This window comes from Shewanella xiamenensis (assembly GCF_024971755.1).
In the GTDB taxonomy this organism is placed as follows: domain Bacteria; phylum Pseudomonadota; class Gammaproteobacteria; order Enterobacterales; family Shewanellaceae; genus Shewanella; species Shewanella xiamenensis.
In genome coordinates, this window is sequence record NZ_CP079718.1 from 658,389 (window position 1) to 677,888 (window position 19,500).

Annotated in this window: 20 protein-coding genes; 4 read left to right on the forward strand and 16 right to left on the reverse strand. The window is 50.3% G+C overall.

Annotation, left to right across the window (positions count from 1 at the left end; translation table 11 throughout):
* Position 1 precedes the first annotated feature (1 nt).
* Positions 2–535: a hypothetical protein gene (locus KXJ80_RS04020; RefSeq protein WP_037423235.1), complete on the forward strand. Its 534-nt coding sequence runs from the start codon at positions 2–4 to the stop codon at positions 533–535.
* A gap of 186 nt (positions 536–721) precedes the next feature.
* Positions 722–1,318, forward strand: coding sequence for an FMN-dependent NADH-azoreductase (gene azoR, locus KXJ80_RS04025; RefSeq protein WP_037423238.1), 597 nt, complete (start codon positions 722–724; stop codon positions 1,316–1,318).
* Positions 1,319–1,379: 61 nt separating this feature from the next.
* Here the strand turns inward: azoR and KXJ80_RS04030 are convergent, their stop codons facing one another.
* The 3 genes from KXJ80_RS04030 to KXJ80_RS04040 all read right to left on the reverse strand — a co-directional run bounded on the left by KXJ80_RS04030 (position 1,380) and on the right by KXJ80_RS04040 (position 2,575).
* Positions 1,380–1,544: a hypothetical protein gene (locus tag KXJ80_RS04030; protein ID WP_218678225.1), complete on the reverse strand. Its 165-nt coding sequence runs from the start codon at positions 1,542–1,544 to the stop codon at positions 1,380–1,382.
* A gap of 36 nt (positions 1,545–1,580) precedes the next feature.
* On the reverse strand, positions 1,581–1,904 hold the full coding sequence (locus KXJ80_RS04035; protein ID WP_144376060.1) for a rhodanese-like domain-containing protein: 324 nt from the start codon (positions 1,902–1,904) through the stop codon (positions 1,581–1,583).
* A 95-nt stretch (positions 1,905–1,999) separates the two neighbouring features.
* Positions 2,000–2,575, reverse strand: coding sequence for a helix-turn-helix domain-containing protein (locus tag KXJ80_RS04040; RefSeq protein ID WP_218737882.1), 576 nt, complete (start codon positions 2,573–2,575; stop codon positions 2,000–2,002).
* Between the two features lie 123 nt (positions 2,576–2,698).
* Between KXJ80_RS04040 and KXJ80_RS04045 the strand changes: the two genes are divergently transcribed.
* Positions 2,699–3,886 carry a benzoate/H(+) symporter BenE family transporter gene (locus KXJ80_RS04045; RefSeq protein ID WP_037425174.1) on the forward strand — a complete coding sequence of 396 codons (1,188 nt, stop codon included), beginning with the start codon at positions 2,699–2,701 and terminating at the stop codon, positions 3,884–3,886.
* Positions 3,887–3,943: 57 nt separating this feature from the next.
* Here the strand turns inward: KXJ80_RS04045 and KXJ80_RS04050 are convergent, their stop codons facing one another.
* Positions 3,944–4,399 (reverse strand): GNAT family N-acetyltransferase, encoded by a 456-nt coding sequence (locus KXJ80_RS04050; protein ID WP_218737883.1) that lies wholly within the window; start codon positions 4,397–4,399, stop codon positions 3,944–3,946.
* A 383-nt stretch (positions 4,400–4,782) separates the two neighbouring features.
* On the opposite strand from KXJ80_RS04050, the gene KXJ80_RS04055 reads away from it, so the two are divergent.
* Complete coding sequence (locus KXJ80_RS04055) at positions 4,783–5,349, forward strand: hypothetical protein (RefSeq protein ID WP_218737884.1); 567 nt, start codon at positions 4,783–4,785, stop codon at positions 5,347–5,349.
* Between the two features lie 251 nt (positions 5,350–5,600).
* Here KXJ80_RS04055 and KXJ80_RS04060 read toward each other — a convergent pair whose 3' ends face one another.
* From KXJ80_RS04060 to KXJ80_RS04115, 12 genes are all read right to left on the reverse strand, one after another.
* Positions 5,601–6,344, reverse strand: a complete 744-nt coding sequence (locus tag KXJ80_RS04060; RefSeq protein WP_218737885.1) for a hypothetical protein — start codon at positions 6,342–6,344, stop codon at positions 5,601–5,603.
* A gap of 10 nt (positions 6,345–6,354) precedes the next feature.
* Entirely contained in the window at positions 6,355–7,608 is a 1,254-nt protein-coding gene (locus tag KXJ80_RS04065) for a beta-ketoacyl-ACP synthase (protein WP_218737886.1), read from the reverse strand.
* On the reverse strand, positions 7,609–8,334 hold the full coding sequence (locus KXJ80_RS04070) for a 3-ketoacyl-ACP reductase FabG2 (RefSeq protein ID WP_218737887.1): 726 nt from the start codon (positions 8,332–8,334) through the stop codon (positions 7,609–7,611).
* Positions 8,335–8,459: 125 nt separating this feature from the next.
* Positions 8,460–8,999 carry a hotdog family protein gene (locus tag KXJ80_RS04075; RefSeq protein ID WP_218737888.1) on the reverse strand — a complete coding sequence of 180 codons (540 nt, stop codon included), beginning with the start codon at positions 8,997–8,999 and terminating at the stop codon, positions 8,460–8,462.
* Positions 9,000–9,004: 5 nt separating this feature from the next.
* Positions 9,005–10,228: a beta-ketoacyl-[acyl-carrier-protein] synthase family protein gene (locus tag KXJ80_RS04080; RefSeq protein WP_218737889.1), complete on the reverse strand. Its 1,224-nt coding sequence runs from the start codon at positions 10,226–10,228 to the stop codon at positions 9,005–9,007.
* A 96-nt stretch (positions 10,229–10,324) separates the two neighbouring features.
* Positions 10,325–11,059 carry a DUF3261 domain-containing protein gene (locus tag KXJ80_RS04085; protein WP_218737890.1) on the reverse strand — a complete coding sequence of 245 codons (735 nt, stop codon included), beginning with the start codon at positions 11,057–11,059 and terminating at the stop codon, positions 10,325–10,327.
* A gap of 4 nt (positions 11,060–11,063) precedes the next feature.
* Positions 11,064–12,371 (reverse strand): NAD(P)/FAD-dependent oxidoreductase, encoded by a 1,308-nt coding sequence (locus KXJ80_RS04090; RefSeq protein ID WP_089068674.1) that lies wholly within the window; start codon positions 12,369–12,371, stop codon positions 11,064–11,066.
* Positions 12,372–14,876, reverse strand: coding sequence for an MMPL family transporter (locus KXJ80_RS04095; protein WP_218737891.1), 2,505 nt, complete (start codon positions 14,874–14,876; stop codon positions 12,372–12,374).
* Entirely contained in the window at positions 14,876–15,697 is an 822-nt protein-coding gene (locus tag KXJ80_RS04100; protein ID WP_088586545.1) for an outer membrane lipoprotein carrier protein LolA, read from the reverse strand. The genes KXJ80_RS04095 and KXJ80_RS04100 overlap by 1 nt, the downstream gene beginning before the upstream one ends.
* Positions 15,694–16,128 (reverse strand): acyl-CoA thioesterase, encoded by a 435-nt coding sequence (locus KXJ80_RS04105; RefSeq protein WP_218737892.1) that lies wholly within the window; start codon positions 16,126–16,128, stop codon positions 15,694–15,696. Before KXJ80_RS04105 ends, KXJ80_RS04100 begins: the two co-directional genes overlap by 4 nt.
* On the reverse strand, positions 16,125–17,690 hold the full coding sequence (locus KXJ80_RS04110; RefSeq protein ID WP_218737893.1) for an HAL/PAL/TAL family ammonia-lyase: 1,566 nt from the start codon (positions 17,688–17,690) through the stop codon (positions 16,125–16,127). Before KXJ80_RS04110 ends, KXJ80_RS04105 begins: the two co-directional genes overlap by 4 nt.
* On the reverse strand, positions 17,687–19,495 hold the full coding sequence (locus KXJ80_RS04115; protein WP_218737963.1) for a glycosyltransferase family 2 protein: 1,809 nt from the start codon (positions 19,493–19,495) through the stop codon (positions 17,687–17,689). The genes KXJ80_RS04110 and KXJ80_RS04115 overlap by 4 nt, the downstream gene beginning before the upstream one ends.
* Positions 19,496–19,500: the final 5 nt, after the last annotated feature.

Consider the following 19,500-nt stretch of genomic DNA (forward strand, 5'->3'; position numbering starts at 1 on the left):
AATGCTATTTATGCTTCGTATTTTGATACTGGCTTTGTTGCTCATTAGCCCGTTTGTTAAAGCACAAACCACGGTACTTCCACCAGTATTTTTTATTAGTACCATTGATTCAACTGACTTTTATAACAAACTCAAGGGCATCCCATTATTTGAAAAAATGGATAAAGAGAATATCGGCAATCCATTAAAACTGATTGTGACCTATAAAATGGAACCTACAGCAGGGGGAGAAGCCGCTGGGTTAACCTCGGCGATTTTAGCGGGTGGCTCCCTAGGGCTGTTACCTATGGTGACCAATAATGATTTGGTGCTGACCTATGAGTTTAGGGTTCACAATGAGGTGATTGCCAGCGTCAGTTACCGTGAAAATTTCACCAAGGCTCACAACATGTACTCCAATGAGGGAATGTATAGCCTAGATAAAGAGAGTTTGGCATGGGCGATGACCACGACTGATAAGTTTATGGTTGATATTCAAAACTCGCCTGAGCTTTCCCAGCTAATCAGTGAATACAACTATTATTTTGCTCAATAGTTCGAGTGATGCATCTCCATAAATTAAGGGCTAGCTTTGCTAGCCCTTAATTCAACCATTCTATTTTTTAGAAAGTAATCTCAAATTTTATCCGCTTTTTTTCTTTTTTATGGGCTAATAAACTAAGCCCATAGAGTCGAGAGCAAGCTGAAAGACTCTCAAGAATTTCAATTTTCGGAGCAGATTATGTCTAAAGTCCTAGTGTTAAAATCCAGTATTCTTGGCGGTTATTCACAATCTGCCTTGTTAGTTGACCACCTGATCGGTAAATGGGAAGACCAAGGCGCGACCATCACAGTTCGCGATTTAGCGGGTAAAGATGTGTTGCCAATGGTTGATGGCGAAATCGCCTCTGGCCTACGTGGCGGCGCTGAGTTAACTGCGCGTCAGCAAGAGATGCTCGACCTGTCGAACGCCTTAGTTGAAGAGTTAAAAGCGAACGACACAATCGTGATCACCGCGCCGATGTACAACTTCAACATTCCAACCCAACTGAAAAACTGGATTGATTTTGTGGCCCGTGCCGGTGTGACTTTTACTTATACCGAAAACGGTCCTAAAGGCTTAGTAGAAGGCAAACGTGCTGTGTTGATCACCACCCGTGGTGGCGCCCATAAAGATGGCCCAACCGATCACATTGTGCCTTTCTTAAAAACCTTCCTCGGCTTTATCGGTATCACTGATGTGGAAGTGGTATATGCTGAAGCGCTGAACATGGGCCCAGAAGCCAACCAAAAAGGTATCAGCGAAGCTAAAGCCAGTATCGATAAGTTAGCCGTTTAGTAGTAAAGATAATAAAAAATGCCAGCGTAAATGCTGGCATTTTTGTTTACACAGAACGCAATTATTCGCAAAGCTTGCAGCCAAGGGATATAGCGCTGGTTTCGATATAGCGCACCTTAGTGCTTGCTTGGCCACGGTTACGGCTCACGCTGTAGCGGGTTTCGCGAACCACTTTGGGCTGCGGCGGTTGTTCGCCGCTAGTTGGGCGCGGGCACTTTGTTGTCATCTGCACCTCCTCACGCATGGTTGCTTTGCTTAGGTTTTAGCTTGGCTGGCAGCAGACTAAATCTTTTAGCGAACCACCGTTGATCACACATTCAAAACCGTTGGCCCTTAAAATATCGCAGCCCTTTTGGGCACGGATACCCGCGCCGCAGTAAAGCACAAACGGATGCTGTTTATTGTCAACCTGATGCAACCATTGGTCGAGTGTTGGCAGCGGCACGTTGATGGCCTGAGGCAAATGACCCGAGGCAAACTCCTCCGGTGAGCGCACATCAATAACGCGCGCACCTTGATCAATCAATTGCCAACATTTTTCACCGTTGCTGCTACCAGATAATTTAGCCAGTAAAGATTGAAACATAGCTTTGCCTCTATGATTAGAAAATTTTCAATAAGTTTATTCTAATGAATTGGTGAGCGCAAGCGGCAATCTGTTGGGTGCTTGGCTTGTCGGCATTACTCGGTGGCAGGCGTTTCCCTGTGGTAATGGATAAGATCATGAAACACCACGGGTTGATCGCTCAAGTTGCGGTAACCGTGGGGTTTATCGGCGGCAAAGCGCACGGCTTCGCCCTGCTGTAATGGCTGCCACTGGCCATCGACTAATACTTGCATGGTGCCGCTGAGCACGATCACATGCTCGGTCACGCCCGCCTCATGGGGCTCGGAAAGGCGCTCATAGTGCGGTAATAGGGTGAGTTCAAACATCTCAAAACCAAAGCGTGGCTCAAAGGGAAATAGCGATGCCACTAACATGCCGTCGGTTGCAGGCTTTTGGCGTAATGCATCGGCGTTACGAAAGACCGCGCCTTGGCTCTCGGGTGTCGGCTCCAGAAAAATTGAGAGTGAGGTATTAAAACCGCTAGCGATTTTCCACAAGGTAGCAATAGTGGGGCTAGATTCGCCGCGCTCAATCTGGCCTATCATGGCCTTGCTTACGCCTGTCTCGAGTGCCGCTTTATCTAAACTCCAACCCTTTTGGCTGCGCAGTTGTTTTAGGGTCGCGGCAAGATAGCTGTTGATGGTCTGCATTGTAGTCTGATGCTTAAAAAATTATTTGTACGTTATAACGCACAGGTGCTATCTTGTCCATCTTGTGCGTTATAGCGCACAGCCAATGGTGCGATGCTCGAGGCAAAGGTAGGAGTAGGGATGATGTGGCGCGAGGCTTTGGGACTATCAAAAATATCGGCGGGCTTTATTGCCGTGCTGGTGGGCTACAGTAGTTCTGCGGTGATTATCCTGCAGGCGGCGGATGCCGTGGGTGCGACATCGGCACAAATGAGTTCATGGCTGTGGGCTTTGGGTGTCGGCATGGGGCTCACCAGTATTGGCCTGTCTCTCTACTATAAAAATCCGGTGCTTACGGCATGGTCGACCCCCGGGGCGGCGCTGATGGTCACCAGCCTGGCGGGATTGAGTATCCACGAAGCCGTTGGTGCCTTCCTGATTAGCTCTTTGTTGATCGCCCTCTGCGGCTTGGCGGGCTGGATGGATAAGCTTATTCGTATCATGCCGCAGTCAGTCGCTTCGGCCATGTTAGCTGGGATTTTACTGCAGTTTGGTTTAGGACTGTTTCAAGCAATGCAGACTCAGCTGAGCTTAATCCTATTGATGTTATTAGTGTTTGTTGTGCTTAAGCCATGGGCGCCGCGCTACATTATGTTGCTCACCCTCGTTGCGGGAATAGGGATGAGTTATCAATTGGATCTACTGCAACTCGATAAGCTTGAGCTGCAATTCGCCGCCCCTGTATGGATAGCGCCTGCGTTTTCTGTCACCAGCGTAGTGGGCGTGGCGCTGCCCTTATTTGTGGTGACTATGGCCTCACAAAATATGCCTGGGGTAGCAGCGCTGCACGGCCATGGTTATCGCCCGCCTATCTCGCCATTAATTACTGTGACGGGGCTGATGGGCGTATTGTTTGCCCCCTTTGGCGGCTTTGCTTTTAATCTCTCGGCCATTACGGCGGCGATTTGCATGGGTAAAGAGGCGGACCCTAACCCCGCAACTCGTTATTGGGCGGCGGTGTGGGGCGGTGTGTTTTACTTTATCACAGGCCTACTCGGCGCCACTGTGGTGGGGCTCTTCGCTGCATTTCCGAAGGAATTGGTGCTCGCGATTGCAGGATTAGCGCTGCTTGGCACCATAGGTAACAGTCTAACCGCAGCGCTCGCGGATAACGACGAGCGAGAAGTGGCGGTGATTACGTTTCTCGTCACCGCCTCGGGTGTGAGTATATTGGGGATCGGCAGTGCATTCTGGGGATTATTACTCGGATTTTTAATGCATTACTGGCACAAGCATCGCGCCTTAACCACAACTAAACAGGCAAAAGCTTAGCTGTGGTTAGGTCTAGACTGAGGTTTGCTACCTTAGTGGATTGATGTGTGCAGAGGCCTAGAGCTTTTTGGTCATAAACAGGCTATTGGGGTCGAGCGTGTAATCGGCAAAGGGGCCACACAGCTCGAAGCCAAACTTAGCGTAGAGAGAACGTGCGGGCTGGAAAAAGGCCATCGAGCCGGTTTCTAAACTGAGGCGCTGAACGCCTGCGGCTTTGGCGTCATTGATCAAGTGCTGCAGAATCTGGGATGCCACGCCTTGTTGCTTGTAAGTCGCTGCGGTGCGCATCGATTTGATCTCCGCATGCTCGGAATCTAACCATTTTAGTGCACCGCAGCCCGCCAGATTATGGCCATCCCACAGTGTCCAAAAGCGAATATTGGGTTGGCGCAGGCCATCCAAGTCTAATGCGTGCACACTTTCTGGTGGCGAGGTTGCCCGCATATCTTCAAGGTGCTCAGTTAAAAGTGCTGCAATTTCAGGCCCTTTTAGATCATCTAGTATTATTTTCATCATCATTGCTCTCAAGATTAAAATTCCCTGTGTTGTCACTTATCCATCATAGCGTTATCGCGTTTGGTTGTTTTTAGGGTTAAAACGCTGCGGTGGATAAGCAAAGGGTAGGCCAAGAGTTTTTGCTAAAAGGGATGATGCTTCATCCCTTGGTTTGTATCGAGAGGCGAGCAAGAAAGCTTGTGCTTACTTTTGTTTGAAGGCAAGGCAAAAACATATTATGTTATTGTCTTATATTAAGCGTTTTAATTTTTACTAAAACTACAGGGATTGTTATGTTAAGGAAGAGCGTTTTCTTTTTGTTTTTTCTACTCGTTTTAATTTTTATTACATTGTATTTTTTTGAAAATAACAATGAAGTTAGTGTTAACGATACATCCTTTATGAAAGATAGTCATATCGTTTTGGTCGATGATTCTAACTCTGCTAATGTTAATTTTGATGTGTCAACAAATATAAAAGAGCCTCGAGCAAGTGATAGTTCTTTGCACTCTTTGACTGAGCATAAAATGGAGCTTAATGGAGGTTATGATACAGGGATAGTTAGTGATGACAATGTTGTTGATAGTACTAAGCTAAATTCAATTTTGGCTTCAGCTAACTTTTACGAAATTATAGATGTTTTCTCGAAAATGCCAGACAAGTCATTTGAAACAATAGTTTTTGAAAACAGTATTAGCGAGTTTTTAAATAAGTCAAAATATAGTTCTATTTTAAATGAGTACCGTGTTTCATGTGATAATAAAATTTGTTTTGGATATTTTGTATTTTCAGAACCAGATGCTTTTGCTAATTTCTACAAGGAGTTTAGTCTTAGTAATAATAGTCCTATGAATAAGTCTGGTTATGTAAACTATTTAATGGTTACAAACAATGCTAAAGGGGGAAATGAGTATAGGATATCATTTAATTCAGACCCTTTAGTTAAATCAATAACTGCACCGAAATAGTTGCACCATTGGCAAAATAGGACGGGCAGAATTGGATGGTGATTGGCGAGGCGACCGCCCCTGCATCCTCGGGAACAACATCCGTGTTTAACGGTCAGTTCACCATCCATGGCTCTCGTTTATAAGCTTTGAAATCCTAGTTTTATATTCACCGTGTCGTCGAGTCAGTACCATGATCTGCTTACACAATGAGATCAACAAGCCGAGATGATTCTCGGCTTGTTGTTAACGCTTTTGCTCATCCCAAGTGATTAGTAGTACTTCTTCAAATAGCTCTCGGCGTAGCTTTTCAGCTTTTTGTTTGGGTTGTTGTTGGCAATATTTTCAATGACTTCGCGGTATTGCGTATTGCCCGATGCGGCGAGGGCCTTGGCCATATTGGCGTAAGTATCGATGGCTAACTTGTCGTTACTCATTAAACGTGGATTTTTCAGCTCAACGCTCAGGCGTTCTAGCAAAAAGTCATCGTAGTTTTGATCGTCCATCATGCGTTTAGCTGCGAGGCGCATTAACTCTAAATCATTGCTTTTAAAAGCGTTGGCATAGGCGTTATTTTTAGTACTTTGCTCGGCTACATATTGGCTTTTATCGCCTAAAATAGCATTCCATTTTTTATACTGGTCAAGATTTTCAAGCGCTTGGGTGGCGTACTTTTTCAGCTTCTTATGGTAGTTGCCATTGATAATATTGTTGATGGTGCCGCTGTATTTATCGTTCCCTGAGTAAGCTAAGCCTTTGACTAACCAGGCGCTATAGTCGATAGCATTTTTCTCGGTGGCTTGTGGCAGCGATGCGATAAGTTTGGCCTCTAACACATCGTAAATGGCGGGATCGGATAATCCGGCAAGCGTCAGGGCTTCGATGGCTTGTTTTTGCTTAAATTGATTGTCGCCTTTAAAAATTTCTTGATAGGTTTCAACCGTATAATCCTGCGCCCATGTGGGTGAGGCCAGTAAACTGATACCGAGTAAAATGCTTGCTACTAATGGTTTCATTGATATGTCCTTATGTCGTTTTCCAGCGTTTAAAAATCAGTGAAGTGTTGATGCCACCAAAGGCGAAGTTATTGCTCATCACATAGTCGGTGTCGAGCGTACGTGGCTCGCCGCGAATGTAATCGAGTGCGGCACATTCTGGGTCGATATTGTCGAGATTAAGCGTAGGGGCAAACCAGCCCGCATTCATCATTTCGATACTGACCCATGCCTCTAGCGCGCCGCAGGCGCCTAAGGTATGGCCTGTGTAGCTTTTAAGGGATGAAATCGGCATATCCGCACCGAAGACGGCATGGGTTGCATGGGTTTCGGCAACATCACCACGATCGGTCGCAGTGCCGTGGGCATTCACATAACCAATGGCATCTGGCGTGAGCGCCGCATCCTTAAGGGCTAAACGAATGGCGATTTCCATGGTTTCGCTATTGGGCTGAGTGACATGCTGACCATCGGAGTTAGTGCCAAAACCGACGATCTCGGCGTAAATTTTCGCGCCGCGCGCCATGGCGTGTTCTAACTCTTCGAGTACCAGAGTACAGGCGCCTTCACCAATCACTAAACCGTCGCGATTGGCATCGAAGGGGCGAGGCGTTAACTCAGGGGTGGCATTTTTAGTGCTGGTGGCAAACAGGGTGTCGAATACCACCGCCTCGGTTGGGCAGAGTTCTTCACCGCCGCCCGCGAGCATTAAGGTCTGTTGCCCGTATTTGATGGCCTCATAGGCGTAACCTATGCCTTGGCTGCCCGAAGTACAGGCGCTGCTGGTGGTATGAATGCGTCCCTTTAGACCAAAGAAAACACCCACGTTTACCGCAGTAGTGTGTGCCATCATGCGGATATAACTGGTGGCGGTGACGCCCGACATATCACCATTTTTGAGCATATCGCCAAAGGCGACCAGCGGATCAGTACTGCCAGTGGAGGAACCATAGGCAATGCCCATTTCCCCCGAGGTGACGATAGGATCGTCCAAGAGTCCAGCATCTATCAGCGCAAGTTCGCTGGCGCGAGTCGCCATAATCGAGACGCGTCCCATGGAGCGGATCTTTTTGCGGGAATAGTGGCTAGGCACCTCAAAGTCAGTAATGGGTGCAGCAAGGCGGGTGTTTAGTCCGTCGTATTTGTCCCATTCCGCCATCGTCACGACACAGTTTTTTTGTGCCTTAAGGCTGCTTGCGATACTTGGCCAGTCATGGCCTAGGGCGCTGATACCGCCGATACCGGTAACGACGACACGTCTGCCTAGGGGATTGCGCTGCGTCATTTAGATCATGCCTCCATTCACCGAAATCACTTGGCGCGTAATATAGGCGGCATCGTCCGACATTAAAAAGGCGGCTAACGCTGCGATTTCATTGGGTTTACCCATGCGGCGCATCGGCACTAACTGCTCGACCATATCATTAGGAATATCCGCCACCATATCAGTTTCGATCAAACCTGGGGCGATACAGTTTACAGTGATCTTACGTTTGGCCAGCTCTAGGGACAGCGCCTTAGTCGCACCAATCAACCCTGCCTTAGAGGCGCTGTAATTGACCTGTCCACGGTTGCCCGCGATACCTGAAACGGAAGCCAAGGTGATGATACGGCCACCCTTGCGGCCTTGTACCATGGGCATGACGCAGGGATGAATCACATTATAAAAACCATCGAGATTAGTGTGGATCACGCTGTCCCACTCGGTTTCGCTCATCGCTGGGAAGGCATTGTCACGGTTGATGCCCGCATTGAGTATCACGCCATAATAGGCGCCATTGGCTTCAATATCGGCTTCTATGGCGGCTTTTACGGCGGCGCGGTCGGCAACATCAAACTTTAATAGGCTGACGTTCACCCCAAGGGCGCTAAGTTCTGCGGCGCTGGCATCGGCTGCGGCCTGATTGCTGTGATAATGCAGGGCGATATCGTAGCCCGCTGCGGCCAGTTTAAGGGCGATGGCTTTGCCAATACCGCGGCTCGAACCTGTGACTAATACTCTGTTATTCATCTTTATTTCTCCACCCGCGATGCTTGATGATGAGTTGTTTATGCATCAAAGGGCTAAATCCTTTTGTAGTGCGACTGACGTTGCGTCGGTTTAAAGCTTGGCGCTTGTGAGCGCTAGGGCAGACATTAAGCCTGACTGGAGGCGATATACGCTTGGGTGTCCTGGGGTTGGAACACGTTCACATTGGCCTCGGCCACGAGTTGTGGTGTTTGCTCCGTTCCCGCCTCTGGCAACAGATAAATCTGGCAATCGAATACCGCCAGTCCCGACTCTTCTTGATAGAGGCGTTTAACCTGAGTGCGGTAGCGACGGTTGAGTTCGTACTGCACTGTGTGTAAGGCTAATTTACGCGATCCCAATAAAAAACCCACTCGGATTTTATCGTGGCGCAGTTTGGCCTCAACACCGGCGAGGGCAGCGATGCTCTGCGCCATATATTCGATACCTACATAATTGGGGACGGCCTGACTTTGCTCATCAAAATAAGCACTCTGGGGGCTGATCTGCACTTCGGTTTCGAGCGCATCCTGCTGATGGTTAATTATCTTATCAATCAAGATCATCGGCGCGCGGTGCGGAATAAAATCAGCAATATTCTGCTCGGCTAATTGTTGCAGCCACATCGGCTCGGCGGGTGCCATTGCAGTGTCAGTAGAACTGGACATAAAACTTAAGCCCCTTTACGGCAAAAAATCAGGCTGGCATTGCTGCCACCAAAGGCGAAGGAGTTGCTCATCACATAGTTAAGCTTGCCATGTTCGGCGCATTGCTTGGGCGCGACTAAGGCTATGCTGGGATCCTGTGGATCTGGCTGCCCATCATACCTATGGGGAGGCAGGGCAAGATGGTGATTATGGGGTGAGAGCAATAAATAACAAAATGCGGCTTCAATCGCGCCCGCGGCACCTAAGGTATGGCCAACCAGCGGTTTAGTTGAGCTTGCGGGTGGTGGCGTGTCGCCAAATACCGAGAGTACGGCGCGGCTTTCCATCGCATCATTTTTAGGCGTTGCTGTGCCATGTAAGTTTATATAATCAATCTGTTGCGCCGAAATCTGTGCATCATCAAGCGCGGCCTGCATGGCGGCAATTGCCCCCGCACCTTCGGGATGCGGCGCCGACATATGGTGCGCATCGCTCGACTCGCCAATGCCTGCAAGCAATACGTTCGCTTGCGTTGAGCCGAGTGTTTCGTTTTCCGCTAGGGTCAGGGTAAACAGCGCGGCGCCTTCACCGATATTGATGCCATCTCGATTGGCGCTGAAGGGATTGCAATGTCCCTTGGAAACCGACTCTAAGGCGTGAAACCCGTTGACTGTCAGTTGGCACAGGCTGTCGATACCGCCAACGATCACCATATCGCACAGCTTGGCCTCGAGTAGGCGCTTGGCGCTGGCAAACACCTTAGCGCTGGATGAGCAGGCGGTCGAAATGGTGTAGCAGGGGCCTTGGAGTTCAAATAACTGACGTAAAAAATCGCTGGTGCTGCCCAGTTCCTGTTGGAAGTAATGGTAATCGGCGGGGAAGTGGCCGTGTTGATTGCGATAGGCCAAGGCGGCTTCGCCCTTCGAAATCCCCGAGGTGCTGGTGCCTAAGACTACGCCGATGCGGTCGGCGCCAAAGTCACTTTTGGCTTGCTCTACGGCGTCACGAATTTGCAGTGCGGCAGTTAGGAGTAATTGATTATTGCGACAATCGAATTGCGCCAGTGCGGCAGGTATTGTCGGTAACGGCTCAGTGACGGGCGCGACCAGTGTCGACTCCCCAAATAGCAGGGTGTCACTGGTTTGCATGGCACTGGTATCGCCTGCAATCAAGCGGGCTAACACCTGCTCGGGCGTTTGCCCTAACGGGGTACACAATCCAATCTGTGTAATGGCGACTCTGTTGTTCATTGCTGCTTGCTATACCTATGGCCTTTGATGCGAGCAATGCTAAAAGCTCATATCGATTGGCTGTTAACGGGTGCCTATGGCATGGTCAAAAGACGATTAAATGGGTTGTATCTCTAACTCAAATTTTGCCTGTGGCATGGTTAAATTAATATGTGCCTGCCAGAGAGCATCGTCGCTCTGTTGCTGATAACGAATTTGTATCACTTGAGTCTGATTATCACTGCGACTGATCAGCGTGTCTTGGCTATAAAACTGGCGACAGGGAATCGCGTCACACAACCCTGTCACTAACTCGCCGCCCTCTAAATGGTTTTTAATACTCTGCTCCGGCCAATAGATGAGTTGCATCATCGCCATCAAGTATTCGGCCTTAAACTCATCCCCTAGCAAGAGACTTTGTTCACTGCTGAGTGTATTCCCATCGTAAACCAAGGTAAACAATGCCTGTCCAAGGGGCGCGAGCCCGACCAGCGTCATCCGTTCCCCTTCGAGTTCGAGCTGGGTGAGTAGCTCGTGGGTGTTATCGCCCACCTTAATGCTCACCTTCTGACTAAAGGACTGGGGTGAGGATACCCCTGCTTTGCTGTCGTTTTGCTGACTCTGGCTTTGAGTCTGGGGCGTATTTGCCTGCGGCTTAGAGAGCGGTTTCTCGATCGCCGGGCCAAAATCGTGGGGGAGTGGCGCTAAGCAGTAACGCATATCTTTCGCCAAACCGACACAGGTTTGCCGATAGAGCAGCTCGCTACATCCCATCAAGCCTAGGCTGATTAGGAGCAAGCAAAACGTCGCAATGGCTTTGGGGCGACCTTTGGCGTTAAGGCTTAAGCGCATCGAATTACACCTCGGCTAATTCGCTAATAGCGGGCTCGGCGCTGAGTTCGGCTTCTTGCCGACATAGCTCGACCACCATATTCAGGCGTCGCTCGGAATCTTTTACAAAGGGATTTTGCACATCCCAAGCATAGCCCGCCAAAATCGAGCAGATCATCTGTTTGATTTTAGGATTCGGGTTTTCGTAAAAAATCACATCTTGGAAACGGCCATCGTACCAAGCCTGTACATAAGTGCGGAAGGTGTTCACCCCTTGCATTAACGGCGCCGAGTACTCGGCGGGCCAATCTACCGTGTCGCCATTTAGCTGTTTAAGCACGCATTTTGCCGCCATCGATGCCGATTGCATGGCGATAGTCACGCCCGATGAGAATACCGGATCGAGAAACTCACCCGCGTTGCCCAGCAGGGCAAACTTGTCGGTGGCGAGGCGAGATACGTTGGCAGAGTAACCCTTGAGTGTCGCACAGGGCTGGGCGACCTTGGCATTGGCCAGCAATGCTTTCAGGCCGGGTTCTTCTTTGACTATGGTCAGTAGCTGCTGCTCTAAATCGCCTTCTAGGCGCGCGAGTAACTGCGGCTCAGCCACTACGCCGAGCGAACAACGGCCGTTGCTGAAGGGAATTAACCAGTACCAAATATCCTGATGCTGCGGATGAACACTAATTAAAATCTTATTACGGTCAAAGTCGGGATCGCTGATGTTATCTTCCACATGGGTGAAGATAGCGCTGCGGGTCGGCAGTGATGACGGCGTTTCGAGGTCGAGTAGTCGTGGCAATACTCGGCCAAAACCACTTGCATCGAGCACATATTGCGCCTCAACTTGGTACTGCTCACCTTGCTCGTTACGCACGCTTAAGCGTGGGTTGGCGCTTAAATCGATTGCCTCAACGGTTTCACCGTAACGGATTTCCACCCCAAAGCTTGCTGCGGTATCGGCGAGCAATTTGTCGAAGTTTGCCCTTTGCACTTGGAAGGTTGTGCCCGGTCCTGGGGTAAATTTGTCGGTAAAGTCGAAGGTGGTATACACCCCATCGCGTCGGAAGGCGGCGCCATTTTTATATTGGAATCCCGCCGCATTCAGCGCCTCTAACATGCCCGCTTCTTCAATAAATTGCATGCAGCAGGGCAGCAGGCTCTCGCCGATAGAAAAGCGTGGAAAGTGTTGTTTTTCTAGCACTAATACCCGTTTGCCTTGCTTATGCAATAGGCTAGCGGCAATCGAGCCCGAGGGGCCAGCGCCAATAATGGCCACATCGACGGAAAGGGAGTGAGACTGTGCGGAGCTTGCTGCGGTAGATGTGGACATTTAAATAACATTCCTTGTAGGTATCGAGACCTTGTTGGTGGTTAAAACCTGACTGGTGGTCAAAATCAATGGCGAAAGTACAAAGGTAAACCCTATGCCGAGGGACAGGGTTAATCCAAAATAATGAATAGCTTGGGTTTGGCTAAAGGCGAGTAAGCCAAAGGCCAATAGGGTCGAGCAGGCGGACATAAACACCGCCATCATCACTGCCTTGCCATGTTGTTCTGCGGAGGCAAAGAACAAACTGTAATCTATCCCAATCCCGAAGACTAAAATCAGCGCCAGCGCATGAAACAAGCTTAAGGGCGAGCCGACTAAGCCTAAAATGGCCAAGGTGAGTAAGGCGGCCAGCGCGGGTACGGCGACCACAAGGGCGGCTCTTTTAACGCCAAAGCTTAGGCTAAATAGCAAGAGGGCGATAACGAGCGCCAGCCCTAATAACTTGAGGGTAAGCAGGCGATAGTGGCCCATCACGGTGGAAATATCCGCGACCTTATCTATAAGCTGTACCTGCGGATCCTCGGCAAAGCGCGCCTTGAGGGCCGCAATATCTTCAATACCACCAAGCAGCACTATAGCGCCATGGCTATCATTCCCTAGATTGGCATTATCTAGACTGGTCGCTGACTCTGTTGAGTGCTCAAGCTGCGTTAATCCCTGTGGTGCAAGCCAGAGTGGGGCTAACTGTTTGCCTAGGCCCAGCTCGAAAAAATCCGCCGGGGTGATATAGCTATCCTTAGCGGCAAGATAGGCGGCAGAAAGCTCAGGTGCTAGGTTGTCATCGAGGCCAATGTTGTTTAGCACTGTGGTTAATTGCGATTGGTAAATCTTGCCCTGTAATTGATACGCTGCATCCTGCTTTTGCTTGCTTGGCAGATAACGGCTAAGGCTGACATAGTTGCCCAGCTCTTGCTGTTTAATGGCGGCATCGAGCTGCGGACTTAGGGCTTCGAGTCGTTGCAGTAAGGCTTCTTCGCTGGAGGCGCGCACCAATAAAAACTGGTTATCCGTGCCGCCACTGAGTAATTTTCTGAGCTTGTCTTCAGGTTCAGTCACGCTCGCAGGGCTTTGCTGTAAATGGCGAATATCATCATCGACGTTAAGCTTGCTGATCCCCAGCAGACAAACTCCCGCGAGCACTAAGGCAAACAGACTCAATCCCCATGGCGACACCAGTTTGTTTGAGAATCCGGTGAGTTTCGCAAGATAAGCTTGTGCAAGATTCAGCGGACGCTCTCCCGAAGGTAACTTGCTGCCCGCTAAGAGTGGGTAAGCCAGCACTAACGTCAGGTAGGCGCCGAGTAAGCCAGAGGCGCAGAAAATCGCCACCTGCTGCATGCCGGGAAACGGCGCGAGGCCAATGCCGACATAGGCCAAGGCGCTGGTGATAAAGGCGAGAGACACAGTGGGGAAGATATAGGCCACGGTCGCCTGCGCGCTACGCTGATGATTGCTTAACCGCTCGCAGTAAAAGTGGAAACTGTAGTCGATGGCTATCCCAATTAGGCTGGTGCCAAAGACGAGGGTGAGCAAATGCAGCTCCCCGAACACGCTTAGGGTAAAGGTCACCGCCAGCAGTAAGCCACTGGATATTGTCATTATCGCCAGCAATAGCGGCATCACGGAGCGAAACGCCAGCCAGACTAATAACACCACCCCAAGCAGAGAGGCGAGGCCAAGGATAGAGATTTCGCTCTTAGCGGTATTAGTTGCCTCTAAAGCATGAAACAGTGCGCCCGCCTGTAATACTTGTATGCTGGCATATTGCCCAGTCACTGTGGTAAGTGCTTGTGTTAACGCTGCTTGCTGAATGAGTTGGGCATTAGGATTAAAGGCGCTGTCTTTACCCTTTGCCATCACAATAGCGGCCACGCCTTCACTGTTATCAACACCTTGGTTGGGGTGAGCAAGTAAAATCCCTTGCTTGGCGCTCAGTTTCGAGCTGGGTGCGAGGGCGAGCAAATTGGCGGGAAATAACAGCAAAGGATCTTGAGTGAGCAGTTGGCTATTGGCGTAACTAAAGGCGTTGTAGAGCTGTTGTGTGGCCGAGGCAACTAAGCTATCGAGGCCATTATGGGTTAACGCATCGGCTTGCTCTGAGGTTAATAGCTTAAATCGATGGGGAAAATAATATTGGCCTAGGGCTTCACCCATTTGCATGTCGGCACTGCGAATATCGGTAAAGGCGGTATTTTGAGTCTTAAGCTGCTCCATCAGGAGCGTCGCCGCCGCAATTGCTTGCGTTTCATCCTTGGCAATCAGGGCAAGATACACTTGATCGGCGAGTGTTGACTCCACTTGCTCGAGGGCGCGGGCTGTGAGCGCATCCTGCTGCAGATGTGGCAACATGGCGAGAATATCGCTTTGAACCTTTGCCCCATTTTGCCACAGTTGCAGCGTCCATAGGCTCGCCGCCAGCATCAGACACAGCCAAATCGCAAGGCGTAATTTGCTTGAGGTGTGCATCAGCCTGTGACCTATGCGCGTGGCAATCTTGGTCGCCATTATTTTGCCTTGCTCTCTTGAGGGTCAGTCTCCCGTGGAGAAACTTTTTGAGTTAGCGCGATAGAGAACTGGGCTAATTCGGCGTCGCTCAGTTTACCTTGGCGCAGCTCGCGAAAATCGATACGGGTGATATCCTGCGGACTCACGCTGGGTGCGGCGCTGAGCAACACTAAGGCATGAAGAGTATCGCTGCCTTCGAGCACCATGTTAGCGATGGCTTTTTTCATCAGTGGATCTTTAGGGGTTAATCCGAGCTGCCAGTTTTCCTTAGCTAATTCGTTCGTTAAGGTTTTTTGAGCTAAGACGTGCAGTTCAAAATGATTGCTTAATCCTGAAATATCACCGCCCAGCATGGCACTCACCAGACTTGGTAATAAATCCCCCATGGCTGCTGCATTTGCCGAAGCATCGGCGCTGCTGACTTGCACTCGTCCTTGGCTATCTCGCTGAATAAGTTGCTTATCTTTTAAAATGAGCAAGGACTCAAAGGGCGTAAGCTGCTGCCAAATCAGCCCTTGGTCTTTGTCGAATACAAACTGACCTTGGCTAATGAGGGGCTTTTTTAACACTTTAAGTTGGCGGGATTGCACAAAGTGGCCGCGTACTGTCTCGCCAAGGTTAAGCTTTTGGCTGAGGGCGAGTAATGCGGCGTTATCGGCTCCTTGGTTAAATAGGGGCTGATATTGGCTCGCTTCTGTAAGGTTAGGAGTAGCAAGGTCTTGCGCCTGCACAGAGCCAAGCAGCATCCAGCTTAACAGTGCGCCTTGGCAGAACCATTGCACCCACTTAGCTCGCGACCAGGTTTTGAGGAGGACATTCATTCGCTATCCGCCTTTACAAGCAGCGGGGCGATTTTGCTGCGAAATATCTCTGGTGTCACAAAGCACATTTCTTGGCTCGTCATATCCACCGCAGCCTGAATGGTATAACCCTTGGTAATGCGCTCACCCGTTGCTGTATCACGGATTTGATAATTGATTTTTAGGCGATTTTCCCACTCGACCAACTCGGCGTGCACGGTAATGTGTTGCTCGAAGGTGCTGGCCTTAACGTATTTGATCTGCACATCAATAATCGGCCAAGCGTAGTTCGAGGCCTGCATTTGGCGATAGTTGTAGCCTAACTCGTCGAGCAATTTGCAGCGGGCAATCTCGAAATAACGCAGGTAATTACCATGCCAAGTGATCCCCATCGAATCCACATCGTGGAAGGGGATCTGCATGTCCATTTCTATGCTAAGCAAGGCTTTCATCGGCACACTTCCCATTCGCCCGCTTGGATTTTCGCAACGGTATGGCGCAGCACGGCTTCGAGTGGTCGGTCTTCGACTAATGGCTCAAAGTCAGCACGCACTTGGGCGAGCGTGGTCGCCAGCGAAGGGGTCAGTGAAGCTTCGTCTAACTCGTTTTGTTTAACACGCAGGCCAATGCCTTGGGTCATTGCGAGCAGGGCTGCGGCGGCGACTTGTTCTGTCAGCTGTAATACACGCATACAGTCACGGGCGGCGATAGTGCCCATGCTGACTTTATCTTGGTTATGGCATTCGGTTGAGCGTGAGAAAACGCTCGCGGGCATAGTGTGTTTCAGTGCTTCCGCCGTCCAAGCTGAAACGCCGATTTGCACCGCCTTAAAGCCATGGTTGATGGCGCGACGTGCACCAGTCGAACCCGAAAGGTTAGCGGGTAAACCGTTGTTAAACTTAGGGTCCATCACTAATGCCATTTGGCGATCGATCAGATCGGCGATATTGGCCACAGTATTTTTTAAGGAGTCCATCGCAAAGGCGATATGCCCGCCGTAAAAATGGCCGCCATGGAGAATATGCTCGCCTTCAGCATCGACAATCGGGTTGTCGTTGGCGCTGTTAACTTCGGTCTCGATAAATTGGCGCATAAAGGGCAGCGCGTCTTGCAACACGCCAATAATGTGCGGCGCGCAGCGGATGGAATATCTGTCCTGCAATCTGTCGGAATTGCGCGGGTGAACATGGTGGTTCAAATCTTCCCGTATCCAAGTGGCGATTTGGTTTTGCCCTGGATGGGGTTTGGCAGCAAACAAAATATCGTCGAAATGGTTCGAGTTGCCTTTGAGGGTTAACGACGCCATGGCGGTAATGCGGCTGGCTAAACGTGCTAAATATTGTGCGCGATCAAAGGCCAAACAGGCTAATGCTGTCATCACTGCCGTGCCATTCATCAGGGCTAAGCCTTCTTTGGGGCGCAGCACATGGGGCGTGATATTCAGCTCTCGGTAAACCTCTTGGGTGGCTCGGCGCTCGCCGTTATAAATCACTTCTCGCTCGCCAACCAGCACGGCGGCAAGGTAAGACAGTGGCGTTAAATCGCCACTGGCACCGACTGAGCCTTCCTCTGGGATCACTGGCACGATATTGAGATTAAGCAAAGTTTCGATGCGCTTTAATAACTCATAGGTGACACCCGATTTGCCAATCGCGAGAGAGTTTAAACGGCAAGCCATCACGGCGCGCGCTTGCATTACGCTTAAGACTTCACCAAGGCCACAACCATGAAAACGGGATAAGTGCAGCGGCAGTTCGTGCACTAAGTCAAGACTCACATTCACTGTGCAAGAGTCGCCATAGCCAGTGGTGACGCCATAGACCACGCCTTCTTCGTGCAGCAGGCTATCGATAAAGCGGGCGCCCTTTTGGATATATTCTTGATAATCGGCATCATCACAGAGTTTGACCTTGGCACCCTTAGCCACGGCAACGACTTGCTCTAATGTGAGTAACTGACGGCCAAATTCGATTGGCGACTCAACGGTTGTCGTGTGAGTAACTGCGTGGATCATAAATGCTCTGTCCTGTCTGTAGTGCGCTCCTGCTCCGGGAGTGCTGTTGTCGTTTTGTGGGCGGATGTCGCGCGGTTAACCTTGCTATCGTCCCGCCAAAAATCAAAAAAGTTAAACCACTGCAAGGGCTCACGCCTTGCGTAGTGTTCGAGGCGTTCGCTGTAGCGAGAAACGGCCTGTTGGAGTCGTTCCATTCTGCCCGCTCGTGGGCCTTTAAGTGTCTCGGCGAAGCGTTCTAAATGCACTCGATAACGCCCTTGCTCGCGCAGGCAAAACATCAGATAAACCGGGCAATCTAAGAGTCCGGCCAGAATAAATGGCCCCTGCGGGAAGGCGGCTTCTTGGCCCATAAATGGCGCGTACACGACTCGCCCTTGGGCTTGGGATGAGGTTCTATCTCCTGCAATCACCACTAACTCGCCGTCTTCAATTTTTTGTTGTAATAGCATCGATGTGGCGGGATTTAGCTCGGTCACTTGGATCAAATTCAGCGTGCTATCAGGGTTTAATTGCTTGAGTACGTTATTAAAGTTTTCGGCATGGCTGGTTAACACCATGACATTGACTTTGACCTTGCGCTGGTGGATTGAAATCGCGCGGCACAGCTCGAGATTGCCTAAGTGGGACACCAGCAGCACGGCACCTTGGCCGCTTTCTAGCTGATCGGCCAGCACTTGGCGGTCGGGAAAATCCACTTGGCTTAATTGAATGCGATCGCACCAAGCATCGATTCTATCGAGCGCCGCATTACCAAAGGCGATAAAGTGGCTTAAGCTGTCGCGCCAGCCAACGGGCTGATTTAACTGAAGATGCCGTGGCTCGAGGCGCTGCACGCGGCGCAGAAAATCCAATGAGGCTTCGCGGCTGACTTTGCCAGTCAGGAAGAAGTAGCAAATTACGGGATACATAATGGCGCGGCATAGCCAATGGCCACCAAAACGGTAGCTTTCGACTAATAGTTTGATGCCCCAATAACTGCCGCGCTCCTTCATGGCAGACCAATGGGTCGCAGTATGAGCAGATGACGTCGATTTCGCCGCTTGTTTACGGCGCAGCAACTGCGGCAGACGTTTTAGCATACCGAAAAATAGCCGCGTGTGCAGTTTAGTGATACGCACATTGTCGGCCACACCTTGAAAGTGGCTGACGCCGTTTTCGGGGTAAATCACTTTGGTGGGGTGAAACAGAATTTCTACCCCTTGCCAGTAGAGTTTTACTAGGATTTCGATATCGAAATCCATCCGCTCTGTGAGTGCTTGTTGGCTGAAGAGACGCTCGGTGGCGGCTAATGGATACACCCTAAATCCGCACATAGAATCTTGAATATCAAAGCTTAAGGTTTCGACCCATACCCAAAAGTGGGTGAGATAACGGCCGTAGAGTCGCCCCTTGGGCACGGACTCATCGTACTCGGGCTTACCCGAGATCAGTGCATCCGGCTTGGCCTGCGCCTTGGCGAGCATGGCGGGGATATCACTTAAATTATGCTGGCCGTCGGCATCGACCTGTAGCGCATGGGTAAAGCCATCGCGATAGGCGCGGCGAAGCCCTGTCATCACCGCTGCACCTTTGCCCCGATTGTAGGGGTGTTGCAGCAAGGTCACCCAATCGTGTTGCTCCGCCAAGGATTGCAGTAGATAGCGGGTCTCATCGTTGCTGCCATCGTCAATCAAATAGCAGGGCAGATTGAGGGCGGCGAGCTCGGCTAAGGTCTGGGTGATCGCGGCGCTGTGATTGTAATTGGGGATCACCAGTGCCAGCTTGATCGGGACTGGGCCCATTAAATCACTTGGCGGGGCTAACATTATGT

What these genes read in the sequence shown, in the direction of transcription:
- KXJ80_RS04115 (WP_218737963.1), bottom strand. Translation starts at nt 19,495, where the DNA reads ATGTTAGCCCCGCCAAGTGATTTAATGGGCCCAGTCCCGATCAAGCTG.
- KXJ80_RS04050 (WP_218737883.1), bottom strand. Translation starts at nt 4,399, where the DNA reads ATGAAAATAATACTAGATGATCTAAAAGGGCCTGAAATTGCAGCACTT.
- KXJ80_RS04055 (WP_218737884.1), top strand. Translation starts at nt 4,783, where the DNA reads ATGAAAGATAGTCATATCGTTTTGGTCGATGATTCTAACTCTGCTAAT.
- KXJ80_RS04075 (WP_218737888.1), bottom strand. Translation starts at nt 8,999, where the DNA reads ATGTCCAGTTCTACTGACACTGCAATGGCACCCGCCGAGCCGATGTGG.
- KXJ80_RS04060 (WP_218737885.1), bottom strand. Translation starts at nt 6,344, where the DNA reads ATGAAACCATTAGTAGCAAGCATTTTACTCGGTATCAGTTTACTGGCC.
- KXJ80_RS04095 (WP_218737891.1), bottom strand. Translation starts at nt 14,876, where the DNA reads ATGGCGACCAAGATTGCCACGCGCATAGGTCACAGGCTGATGCACACC.
- KXJ80_RS04030 (WP_218678225.1), bottom strand. Translation starts at nt 1,544, where the DNA reads ATGACAACAAAGTGCCCGCGCCCAACTAGCGGCGAACAACCGCCGCAG.
- KXJ80_RS04040 (WP_218737882.1), bottom strand. Translation starts at nt 2,575, where the DNA reads ATGCAGACCATCAACAGCTATCTTGCCGCGACCCTAAAACAACTGCGC.
- azoR (WP_037423238.1), top strand. Translation starts at nt 722, where the DNA reads ATGTCTAAAGTCCTAGTGTTAAAATCCAGTATTCTTGGCGGTTATTCA.
- KXJ80_RS04080 (WP_218737889.1), bottom strand. Translation starts at nt 10,228, where the DNA reads ATGAACAACAGAGTCGCCATTACACAGATTGGATTGTGTACCCCGTTA.
- KXJ80_RS04070 (WP_218737887.1), bottom strand. Translation starts at nt 8,334, where the DNA reads ATGAATAACAGAGTATTAGTCACAGGTTCGAGCCGCGGTATTGGCAAA.
- KXJ80_RS04090 (WP_089068674.1), bottom strand. Translation starts at nt 12,371, where the DNA reads ATGTCCACATCTACCGCAGCAAGCTCCGCACAGTCTCACTCCCTTTCC.
- KXJ80_RS04105 (WP_218737892.1), bottom strand. Translation starts at nt 16,128, where the DNA reads ATGAAAGCCTTGCTTAGCATAGAAATGGACATGCAGATCCCCTTCCAC.
- KXJ80_RS04020 (WP_037423235.1), top strand. Translation starts at nt 2, where the DNA reads ATGCTATTTATGCTTCGTATTTTGATACTGGCTTTGTTGCTCATTAGC.
- KXJ80_RS04085 (WP_218737890.1), bottom strand. Translation starts at nt 11,059, where the DNA reads ATGCGCTTAAGCCTTAACGCCAAAGGTCGCCCCAAAGCCATTGCGACG.
- KXJ80_RS04100 (WP_088586545.1), bottom strand. Translation starts at nt 15,697, where the DNA reads ATGAATGTCCTCCTCAAAACCTGGTCGCGAGCTAAGTGGGTGCAATGG.
- KXJ80_RS04045 (WP_037425174.1), top strand. Translation starts at nt 2,699, where the DNA reads ATGTGGCGCGAGGCTTTGGGACTATCAAAAATATCGGCGGGCTTTATT.
- KXJ80_RS04110 (WP_218737893.1), bottom strand. Translation starts at nt 17,690, where the DNA reads ATGATCCACGCAGTTACTCACACGACAACCGTTGAGTCGCCAATCGAA.
- KXJ80_RS04035 (WP_144376060.1), bottom strand. Translation starts at nt 1,904, where the DNA reads ATGTTTCAATCTTTACTGGCTAAATTATCTGGTAGCAGCAACGGTGAA.
- KXJ80_RS04065 (WP_218737886.1), bottom strand. Translation starts at nt 7,608, where the DNA reads ATGACGCAGCGCAATCCCCTAGGCAGACGTGTCGTCGTTACCGGTATC.